At 39.8% G+C, this 10,171-nt stretch carries 9 protein-coding genes, 1 tRNA gene and 1 other RNA gene; all 11 read right to left on the bottom strand.

Annotated features, from left to right (window positions below; genetic code table 11):
- Window positions 1–274 precede the first annotated feature (274 nt).
- Window positions 275–871 (bottom strand): recombination mediator RecR, encoded by a 597-nt coding sequence (recR, locus tag G8Y84_RS01295; protein ID WP_037577434.1) that lies wholly within the window; start codon window positions 869–871, stop codon window positions 275–277.
- A 1-nt stretch (window position 872) separates the two neighbouring features.
- Window positions 873–1,193 carry a YbaB/EbfC family nucleoid-associated protein gene (locus G8Y84_RS01290; protein WP_037564914.1) on the bottom strand — a complete coding sequence of 107 codons (321 nt, stop codon included), beginning with the start codon at window positions 1,191–1,193 and terminating at the stop codon, window positions 873–875.
- 109 nt (window positions 1,194–1,302) lie between these two features.
- Window positions 1,303–2,991, bottom strand: a complete 1,689-nt coding sequence (gene dnaX / locus G8Y84_RS01285) for a DNA polymerase III subunit gamma/tau (protein WP_105963615.1) — start codon at window positions 2,989–2,991, stop codon at window positions 1,303–1,305.
- Window positions 2,992–3,056: 65 nt separating this feature from the next.
- Window positions 3,057–3,590 carry a GNAT family N-acetyltransferase gene (locus G8Y84_RS01280; RefSeq protein WP_037577441.1) on the bottom strand — a complete coding sequence of 178 codons (534 nt, stop codon included), beginning with the start codon at window positions 3,588–3,590 and terminating at the stop codon, window positions 3,057–3,059.
- Between the two features lie 179 nt (window positions 3,591–3,769).
- An RNA gene (gene ffs, locus G8Y84_RS01275) (signal recognition particle sRNA large type) lies at window positions 3,770–4,039 on the bottom strand.
- A gap of 93 nt (window positions 4,040–4,132) precedes the next feature.
- Complete coding sequence (gene treR, locus G8Y84_RS01270; RefSeq protein WP_103158696.1) at window positions 4,133–4,858, bottom strand: trehalose operon repressor; 726 nt, start codon at window positions 4,856–4,858, stop codon at window positions 4,133–4,135.
- 15 nt (window positions 4,859–4,873) lie between these two features.
- Window positions 4,874–6,514 (bottom strand): alpha,alpha-phosphotrehalase, encoded by a 1,641-nt coding sequence (locus tag G8Y84_RS01265; protein ID WP_103158697.1) that lies wholly within the window; start codon window positions 6,512–6,514, stop codon window positions 4,874–4,876.
- Between the two features lie 16 nt (window positions 6,515–6,530).
- Window positions 6,531–7,967, bottom strand: a complete 1,437-nt coding sequence (gene treP / locus G8Y84_RS01260) for a PTS system trehalose-specific EIIBC component (RefSeq protein ID WP_103158698.1) — start codon at window positions 7,965–7,967, stop codon at window positions 6,531–6,533.
- A gap of 300 nt (window positions 7,968–8,267) precedes the next feature.
- Window positions 8,268–8,438 carry a hypothetical protein gene (locus tag G8Y84_RS01255; protein WP_157946214.1) on the bottom strand — a complete coding sequence of 57 codons (171 nt, stop codon included), beginning with the start codon at window positions 8,436–8,438 and terminating at the stop codon, window positions 8,268–8,270.
- Window positions 8,439–8,550: 112 nt separating this feature from the next.
- Window positions 8,551–8,643 (bottom strand) — tRNA-Ser (locus G8Y84_RS01250).
- A 66-nt stretch (window positions 8,644–8,709) separates the two neighbouring features.
- Window positions 8,710–10,167 (bottom strand): glutamate synthase subunit beta, encoded by a 1,458-nt coding sequence (locus G8Y84_RS01245; protein WP_165806067.1) that lies wholly within the window; start codon window positions 10,165–10,167, stop codon window positions 8,710–8,712.
- Window positions 10,168–10,171: the final 4 nt, after the last annotated feature.

Below are 10,171 nucleotides of genomic sequence, written 5' to 3'. Positions count from 1 at the left end.
CGTCGTTTTCTTTTGACTCGACAAGAATTAATTATACACACTTTCGATTCTCAAGTCAACAACTTTTTAAAATTATTTTTTTAAGTTGTTTTGCAAGCACCTCAGTGCCGCTCAACAAGATATAACTATACAGCCATTTTGCCACAAACACAACACTAAAAATTACACTCTATAACTCCTTTTGAAAACAAAACACCTTTTTTACATAAACTTTTAAAAGAAAACTGAGATTGCCGACCTTATAGACTACAATCTCAGTGCCTTTATTTTATCTCTACATCTCTGTTCTTCCAGATATTGCTTTAGATAAAGTCACTTCGTCTGCATATTCTAAATCGCCACCGACTGAAAGTCCTTGTGCTAATCGTGTCACACGTATCCCTAGTGGCTTCACCAATCTCGAAATATACATTGAAGTCGATTCTCCTTCTAAATTAGGATTCATCGCTAATATTAATTCTTGGACTTCTTCATCTTTTAAACGTTCGATAAGCCCAGGGATGTTGATATCTTCTGGACCAATCCCGTCCATCGGAGAAATCGTACCATGTAAAACATGATATAACCCTTTGTATTCTTTCATTTTTTCCATCGCAATCACATCTTTATCATCTTCTACAACACAAATAATTGAGCGATCACGTTGTTTGTCTTCACATATATAACATGGATCTTGCTCTGTAATGTGGCCGCATGTACTGCAATAGGTCAGTTCACGTTTAACGTCAACGAGTGCTTTGGCAAATTGAACGACGTCATCTTCTTTCATATCTAATACATGAAAAGCCAGACGTTGCGCCGTTTTCGGGCCAATGCCTGGCAGTTTCATAAAACTGTCAATCAGTTTAGAAATAGGTGCTGGATAATGCATCTTACATCATTCCTGGGATGTTAAGCCCTTTAGTATGTTTACCTAAACGTTCAGCTGTTAAGTCGTCCGCTTTAGACATTGCTTCATTTGTTGCAGCTAATACAAGGTCTTGTAACATTTCTACATCTTCAGGGTCTACCACTTCTTCATTAATTTGAACGTCGACCACTTCTTTATGACCAGATACGATTACTTTCACCATACCGCCACCCGCAGTACCTTCGACTTTTTCTTCTTTTAATTTTTCTTGCTCATCTGCCATTTTCTTTTGCATTTTTTGCATTTGTTTCATCATTTGTTGCATATTTCCGCCACCGCGCATAGTAATTTCCTCCTCGATAATTCCTTATTCAGACATTTAACGTCTTTTAATAGTGAGGGGGGCTCCCTCTAAGATTCGTTTACAATTATACATACCTTTATGGCGATTGTCATGTTTCGTCTTCGATAATATGAACGGTTTCTTCACCGAACAAATCTTTCGCCTTTTGAACCACATTGTCTTGTTGAGGTTGCGTGGTTGTTGCCGATTTTGAGTGCCCTTGTTTACGTTGGTCAATATAATCACTACGCACTTGCATCCATTTATCCGCAGGCACGCCCACAACTTCTACAGATTTATTAATAATGTCTCGAACGACATTTTCAACGCTCGCTTTCTTTTCGTTATCTTTCTTTAAAATTTCACAGTGGATTTCTTCTTCAAATTTCACCAGTACTTTGTCTTCGCTCGCTGCTACAGGTTCTGAATTTTGTAGTAAGCTCACTAAAGATTTTTGATCACGATCTTTAGCATATTGAATCACATCTGCCCAACGCTCTTTAATTCGTGCAATATCCTCTTTATTCGCTTTATCTAATACTTTTGCAATTTGTTCAACAGAATACGTCGCATGGCCACCTCGTCGCATAGACGGTTTTGGCTTAGAAGGGGCACTCGGTGCAGTCACGCCTTGACTTTTTAATGTACGAAGTTCTGATTCGAGGGCTTCCATCCGTCTCATCATAGCATCGTTTGTTTCAGACGGTGCGTGATTAACGACGACTTCTCCTGTTTGTGGCACTTCTTTTACCATTTCAGAAAGTTTCACGAGCAATACTTCGAAATGAACATTTTGGTTGACGCTAAAACGAATAGAAACAAGGGTGTCATTTATGATATCTATCATCTTATAGAGTACTTCTAAATCAAATGCTACGAGCGCATCAAACGTGGGCGTCTCCCCTGTCGTTTTAACCATAATCGTATCACGCACAAAATAAATCATATCGTTAATTAAACGATTCACTTCTTTACCTTCGCTGACAAATCCGTGATAACGTTCAAAAGCTGCGTGAACATCTCCCTGTACGACATCGTTAAATAACGCATTTAAATCTGATTCATCTAAACTCCCTGTGACGTCCAATGCATCTTTTAAAGTCAACCGTTCATCTCCAAAGGCAATCGCTTGGTCCATAATACTTAAAGCATCCCGCATGCCGCCTTCAGACACTTTGGCAATGAAAGCGAGCGCTTCTTCGTCATAAGCAATATTTTGAGATTCCGCAACATAACGTAATCGTTCTATAATATGATTTGTATTGATGGCTTTAAAATCAAAACGTTGCGCACGTGAAATAATCGTTGGCGGTATTTTATGCGGCTCCGTGGTTGCCAAAATAAAAATCGCATGGGCAGGGGGTTCCTCTAATGTTTTCAACAATGCATTGAACGCTCCTGTTGTAAGCATATGTACCTCATCAATAATGTAAACTTTATACTTAGATTGACTTGGTGCATATTTAACTTTATCCCGTATATTTCGGATTTCATCTACACCATTGTTACTTGCAGCATCGATTTCAATAACGTCTGAATTGGTCCCCTGTGTAATCCCCACACAACTGGCACATTCATTACAGGGTTCTCCATCTGAACGTGTTTCACAATTCATCGCTTTTGCAAATATTTTGGCAATACTCGTTTTTCCTGTGCCTCTTGGGCCACTAAAAATATAGGCATGGGATTGTTTGTTTTTCGCAATCGCATTTTTTAATGTTTTTGTGACATGCGTTTGACCGACGACGTCTTCAAAACTTTGCGGTCGATACATCCGGTACAATGCTTGGTAATTCAATTTGGCACCTCCGATTTTACAATAGTCTCATTATAGCATGTTCACTCTAAAAAGTATGTGCATGCTCAATCAAAAAAGGGTGCTGAATAAATGACCTCTCCATGAGGCGGATTTTCTAATGTATCCCATAAAAATTTCACTCTCACATAACTCTCCGGCACTTCGAAGGAAGTTTTAATCCCATGCTCTGAAGCTAACTCGTACCCTAAAGCTTTATAATAATCCGGATGCCCAAGCACGACAATTGTTGTATATTCTAGCTCTTGTGCTCGCTCTTCTAAGGCATGAATGAGCGCTTTACCAATCCCTTTTTGACGATAAGGCTTTTTCACTGCAACCGGAGCCAAAGCTAATGCATCAAAAGTTTCCTCGTGACTTTTGATTTGGATAGGGGAACATAGCGCATGACCAATAATTTCTCCCGCTTCATCTTTCGCTATCACTTCAAGTTCATAGTGATACCCAGGTTCAAGACGCAATTTTCGAACCAACGCTTGCTCTTGATGATCTGACTCAGGCATCTCTTTAAAAGCCTCACGAATCATATTAAGAGAAGGCTCATAATCATTTTCAGTTAACGTGCTAATATAAATCGACATCTCATCCCTCCTTATTTCTATACGTACAATATCCTATACATATTATAACAAAGTTTAGACAAACCTCATCTGTTTCTCACTGGCTCAGACATCACAGAATACAATAAAGGGGTTGAAACATAAATTGTCTCAACCCTCATCATCTATTTATATAGTTAATATCATTTCCTTTAAAAAAACCGCGCACCTTTGTGTTGTATGTGCATCACAAACGTTACCAAAGTCGATAGCTAAATCTCGGCTACCCCACGGCACATATGAGAATCCACTTAATGCTGCTTCCGTCAGGACCTGACATGGTTCATGGGTTCATATTGCATGGGACCGAAATCTTCAAACACCTCGTGCTTTGGGCAGACTTCACAAATACACATCCGCGACAAAGGAATTCAGCCTCGCATAAAGCGGTTTTCGAGAACAGGGAACCGCTACCTCCCCGCTTAGCACGGTAAAATTAATATTACTATATCCTATAAGGCAAATGCAAGTCCTAACTCATTCTATCTTTGACAATCCTTTGAACAAGCGACAAATAGACATCTTTAAATTTTATGCCGTCTTGAAAAATCTATAAACTTAAACTCCGTCGCAATATGTTTAGAGACGTTATATTGAAATTTCGTTGTATCTTTCAAATGAACAATCCCACGAACGGTCGCCGTATATTCTGGTGACATTGTGCCAAATGCTTCACGTTCGGCATCTCCAAAGGGTTCGAAAGTAATCGACTTACTTGAAAAACTAATTTCAAAGCCTTTTTCATTCTCAATGTAATCATAGAGAGAGTTTTGAACGACCTTCTCAGTTAAATCCGGGAACAATTCAAAGAGCACATAATCTTCATCTATGATTTTGGTCACGCCTTCTACTTGGCGATAGCGCACAAAATGCCACAAAGGCGTATCTAAAGCTATGCGAAGGGCTTCTTTCACGTGTGGCACTTCACTAGCTTGTACCTTTTCAAACGTATGGACAACGGTTTGATGTTGTAAGTGCAAAGCGCTCTTAACTTCTTTAAAGCTCATTAAGTCCGCAAACGGAAACTCTGTGACCCCTTGATAGATCACAACAGATCCTTTACCTCGAATTTTTTGAATCATCCCGTCCGCAACAAGCATATTCAAACTTTTACGGACTGTTTCACGTGACACGTTGTAATTTTCTACCAGTTGATGTTCAGAGGGGAGTTGATCACCATAATGATAGTTCCCCTCTAAGATGTCGTGTCGCATTTGCTCGTATATGAGTTTGAATTTGTTTTGTTTCATGTTCAGTTCCGCCTTTTATTCTTTTTCTTTTGCGACGACAATCGCTCCGTAAGGTCCAATTTCATGCTTATCCACTTTACCATTTTCAATCACAGGTCGCCCTTCAATATTCAATGTCTCGGGTAAAGTCACCGTATCTTTTGTCATGTTAGCCACAATCGTCCATATCTCCCCGTGATAGTGTCGTTCATACACAAAAAGTGAAGGGTGATCCATCAACCGCGGTATAATATCTCCATACGTGATAATATCATATTCATGACGCAATCGTATCAATTCCCGGTAAGTGTGAAAAATAGAATTTTTATCTGCGATGGCGTCTTCAGCATTAATCGTCGTATAATTATGCGCGACTTCTATCCAAGGCGTTCCAGTTGTAAAACCTGCATGTGACGTCTTATCCCACTGCATCGGTGTTCGAGAGTTATCACGTGATTTTTGACCAAGAATAGTTAAAATTTCAGCTTCTGTATAACCTTTTTCTTGCATCATTTCATAGGCATTTAAGGATTCCACATCGCGGTATTGCCCAATGGAAGTAAAATGAGGATCTGTCATGCCGATTTCTTCCCCTTGGTAAATGTAAGGTGTCCCTTGAAGCATATGCAACACGATCGCAAGGGTTTTCGCACTTGTTTGTCTGAGCGCTTCATTTTCATCACTTCCAAATCGTGATACGACCCGAGGTTGATCATGGTTACACCAAAATATCGCATTCCATCCTCCGCCATCGTATATTCCGCGTTGCCAATCCATTAATATAGATTTCAACTGTTGTAAATCAAATTTTTGATTGGACCACTTTTCACCGTCTTTGTAGTCTACTTTTAAATGATGAAAATTAAACACACTGCTCAATTCTTGTCGGTCTTCACGTGTGTATTGAATACAATGCTCGAGCGTAGTAGACGACATTTCCCCCACCGTCATCATCTCTTTATCACCGAATGTGTTGCGATTAAGTTCATGTAAAAACTCATGGACACGAGGCCCATCAGTATAAAACTCTTTCCCTATCGCTTCTGAATTTTTAAATTCTCCTTTAGAAATGAGATTAATCACATCAAAACGAAATCCATCAACACCTAAAGCTATCCAATGATTCACAATTTTATACACTTCATCACGCACGCGAGGGTTGTCCCAGTTCAAATCCGCTTGAGTGACATCAAAAAGATGTAAGTAATATTCATCTGAAGCCTCATCGTATTCCCATGCATTGCCTCCGAATTTGGATTCCCAATTGGTTGGCGGACCGTCTTCGCTCGGTTTGAAGAAATAAAAATCACGATAAGGACTCGCCTTTGACGTTAAGGCTTCTTGAAACCATTGATGCTCTGTCGACGTATGATTGACCACGATATCAAGCATAATTTTAAGATTTCTCGCATGCGCTTCTTGAATGAGCGTTTTTAAATCCTCCTCATTCCCAAAACGTTCGTTAATTTTGAAATAGTCGCGGATATCATAACCATTGTCATTCATTGGCGAATCATAAATAGGCGTTAACCATAAATAATCCACCCCTAAATAAGCTAGGTAATCTAACTTTTCAATGATACCTTGTAAATCCCCTTCACCACTTCCGGTAGTATCATTAAATGATTTCACATAAATTTGATACACGACAGACTTTTTCCAATCTTGTTGTGACAATTCAATCCCACCTTAATTAAATCGTTTCATCGACCATTTTTTTCGCTTTTTCACGACTAAATCTTGAGAAAATAATCGTTAATATAAAAGGCACAATCATTGAAACGAGTGTTCCAATAATATACACGCCCCAAAATTGTTGTTTAATAGAAAGGATCGCTGGTACACCACCAACACCAACATTACCAATCACGCCCGCTGCACCGATAAATGCACCTACAAACATTGAAGTCACAATCGCAGCAATGAATGGATATTTCAGCGGTAAGTTGACACCAAACATCGCCGGTTCAGTGACCCCTAAAAAGCCAGAAACACCTGAAGTGATGGCTAAACTTTGTTCTTTTTCTAATTTACGTTTTTTATAAATGTACCATGCCCCAAAAGCTGCAGAACCTTGGGCAATATTTGACATTGCGACAATTGGCCATAAATACGTTCCGCCTACGCTACTACCCATTAATTGGAAGTCGACAGCTAAAAACATATGATGTAATCCTGTAATCACAAGTGGCGCATAGAGTAAACCATAAATAGCACCGCCAAGCCATCCCGCATTTTGGAATAAGAACGTCACCGCACCAGTGATGCCTTTACCTACGATTAATGCAAGAGGTCCAATAATCAGAAATGCTAAAAAGCCCGTTACTAATAACGCAATCGGCCCAACGACTAACAATTTCACAGAGTCATGAACGACTTTATTTAACGCTTTTTCTATTTTCGCAAGGACATATGCCGCAAGTAATACAGGTAAAACTTGTCCTTGATAATTTAACTGTTCGATTTTCAAACCGAAAATATGCCAAGCTGGAATTTTATCTACCTTTCCAATGTCATATTGTGATAATAATTGTGGATGCATAAGCACGAGCCCAAGAACTAAACCAAGTACTGGATTTCCACCAAAGACACGCATTGCACTCCAACCAACAAGGGCGGGTAAGAAAATAAATGCCGTTGTGGCTATCACATTAATAATATTCGCAAAATCTGCAATTTGAGGCACACGCTCGACAATCGATGGTGATTGATTGATGAGGGGCATCGTTAATACGTTGTTAATCCCTAGTAATAAACCGGCCGTCACAATGGCAGGCAAAATCGGAATAAAAATATCTCCTAGTAATTTAATGAGCCGCTGTAAAGGATTCCCTTTCTTCGCAGCCATGGCTTTCGCTTCATCTTTCGACGCTTCTGATGTTCCTGTTTCGTTGACTAACACTTTGTAAGCTTCATCAACAGTTCCCGGTCCAATCACAATTTGGTATTGATTGTCTGCTTTAAACTGTCCTTTTACAAGCGGGTTTTCCGCCAATTTTTCTTTATCCACTTTTGTATCATCATCTAAAACTAAACGTAAACGCGTCACACAATGTGTTGCTGTTTGGAGGTTTTCTTTTCCTCCTATGGCATCGATAATATCGCGCACATCTGACTTTTTCACAGCCATCCCATTCACTCCCTCATATTTGACTTGTCTATACAGATTATAATTTGTATAGACAAGTTTTGTAAAGGCTTTCATGAATGTTTGGTCAAATGTCCATAAATAACTTATAAAAAATGGTGACCTTCTGCTTTTTCATTTTGGAGACGCTAGTAGACACCCTTTCTTCCATATAATGAAGAAATATATCGATACGGCTAATAAACGCATATATACACCAAATCTCTTAAGTAAGGCATTAAAAAACAAACTATCATTCGCTTTCAAACGCGCACAATAGTTTGCTTCTTTTTCATCAATATTTTACTTTTGTTGTCGATAAGTGATATAGAAGACCATCCAAGCGCTAATTAATGAGATGAGTGAAAGTGTCGGTGTAAGCACTTCTCCTTGAAAATAGAGCCACGGGACGGTCACGATACTGAGAAGGGTAAATATAATCATCACGCCGATTAAAACTTTGAATGACATCAAACTATCCGCTCCTTATCCACGGGGTTACTTTATGATAACGTAAAAAAGCCAAATGTTTAATCATGTTAAACATTTGGCTTTTATATCTATTAGTCTTGGATTTTACTTATAATGGCGGAGGAAGAGGGATTCGAACCCCCGCGGGCCGTTAAGCCCCTGTCGGTTTTCAAGACCGATCCCTTCAGCCGGACTTGGGTATTCCTCCGTGTTACGAGCACAATAAATATATTATTATAGCCCGCACACAATGTCAATAAAAATTTTACAAAAATTAAACAAAAGTTTTAGCGCTTAAGTGTGAATGTACGGAAGCTGCGACTTCACGCCCTTCTTTGATGGCCCAGACTACGAGACTTTGACCTCTACGTGCATCCCCAGCTGCGAAATATTTAGGCTGATTTGTTTTGTAATCTGACGTATCTGCCATAATTTTTTGACGGTTCACTTTTAAATTTAATGCTTGTGTTAGTTGAGACGTTACACCTTCAAAGCCAATCGCAAGCAATACCAAATCTGCAGGAATTAAAATCTCTCGATCATCTCCTACAAGTGAACCGTCCGCTTGATCGCGTTGGACTTGTGCATAAATGCCACGTACTTGAAACATCTCATCCACATCGAACCGCATCGTTTGAATTCCGTATGCTCTGGGTTCTACACCAAAGACGGCTTCATATTCTTGGTGGGCATAATCCTTTTTCAAAATCGGTTCAGGAAATGGCCAATGCTCATTCATCTCAAAACTTTCTGGTTTTTTGGCTTTACGGTTAAATTGTACAACGGATTTACATCCATCACGCAGTGCTGTTGCCACACAATCTGCTCCTGTGTCTCCGTCGCCAATCACGACTACATTTTTTCCTTTGGCAGAAATCGTTTGTTTTGTAGTTTCGCCCATCAAAAGTTGTGTTTGTTCTGTTAAATAATCCATCGCAAAATGAATCCCTTGACCCATTCGTCCTTCTAGCGGAAGATCCCGAGGTTTTTCAGCACCTGTGCAGACGACGATGGCATCATATGTGTCATCGAGTTCTGCTTTAGTCATTTCTTTACCGATTTCAACATTACAGTGAAAACGCACGCCCGCTTCTTCCATTAATTTCACGCGACGTAAAACGGTCTTTTTATCTAATTTCATGTTCGGGATGCCATAAGTTAATAATCCTCCGGGTTGCGCTTGTTTTTCAAATACATCTACCGTATAACCAAGGACATTCAGTTCTTCTGCTGCAGCGAGCCCGGCTGGACCACTCCCAATAACAGCGACTTTTTGGTTGAAACGCACTTTTGGTCGCCGTGGCTTTACCCACCCCTTGTCAAAGGCTTCATCAATAATCGTACGTTCAATGCCTTTAATCGCCACTGATTCGCGATTAATTTTCATTACACAAGAGGCTTCACAAGGGGCAGGACAGACATACCCCGTGAAGTCTGGAAAGTTATTCGTCTCTGAAAGCCGTTCATAAGCAGTTTTAAAATCCCCACGATAGACCAAATCATTCCATTCCGGGATATAGTTGACTAAGGGACACCCTAAAGTTTCACGTTCGATTTGGACCCCTGTTTGACAAAACGGCGTCCCACAATCCATACAGCGTGCGCCTTGTTGCGCTGCGTCTTCATTAGTAAATCGAGATTGGTAGGGGTCAAAATTTGAAATGCGGTCTTTCAAAGGTAACTCATCAAGTTTTTGTTTTGAATATTTCATAAACCCTTTAAATTCACCCATGCTA

It is taken from the genome of Staphylococcus sp. 11511212 (genome assembly GCF_011394755.1).
Lineage (GTDB): Bacteria > Bacillota > Bacilli > Staphylococcales > Staphylococcaceae > Staphylococcus > Staphylococcus chromogenes.
This window is presented reverse-complemented; position numbering and strand designations above follow the sequence as displayed.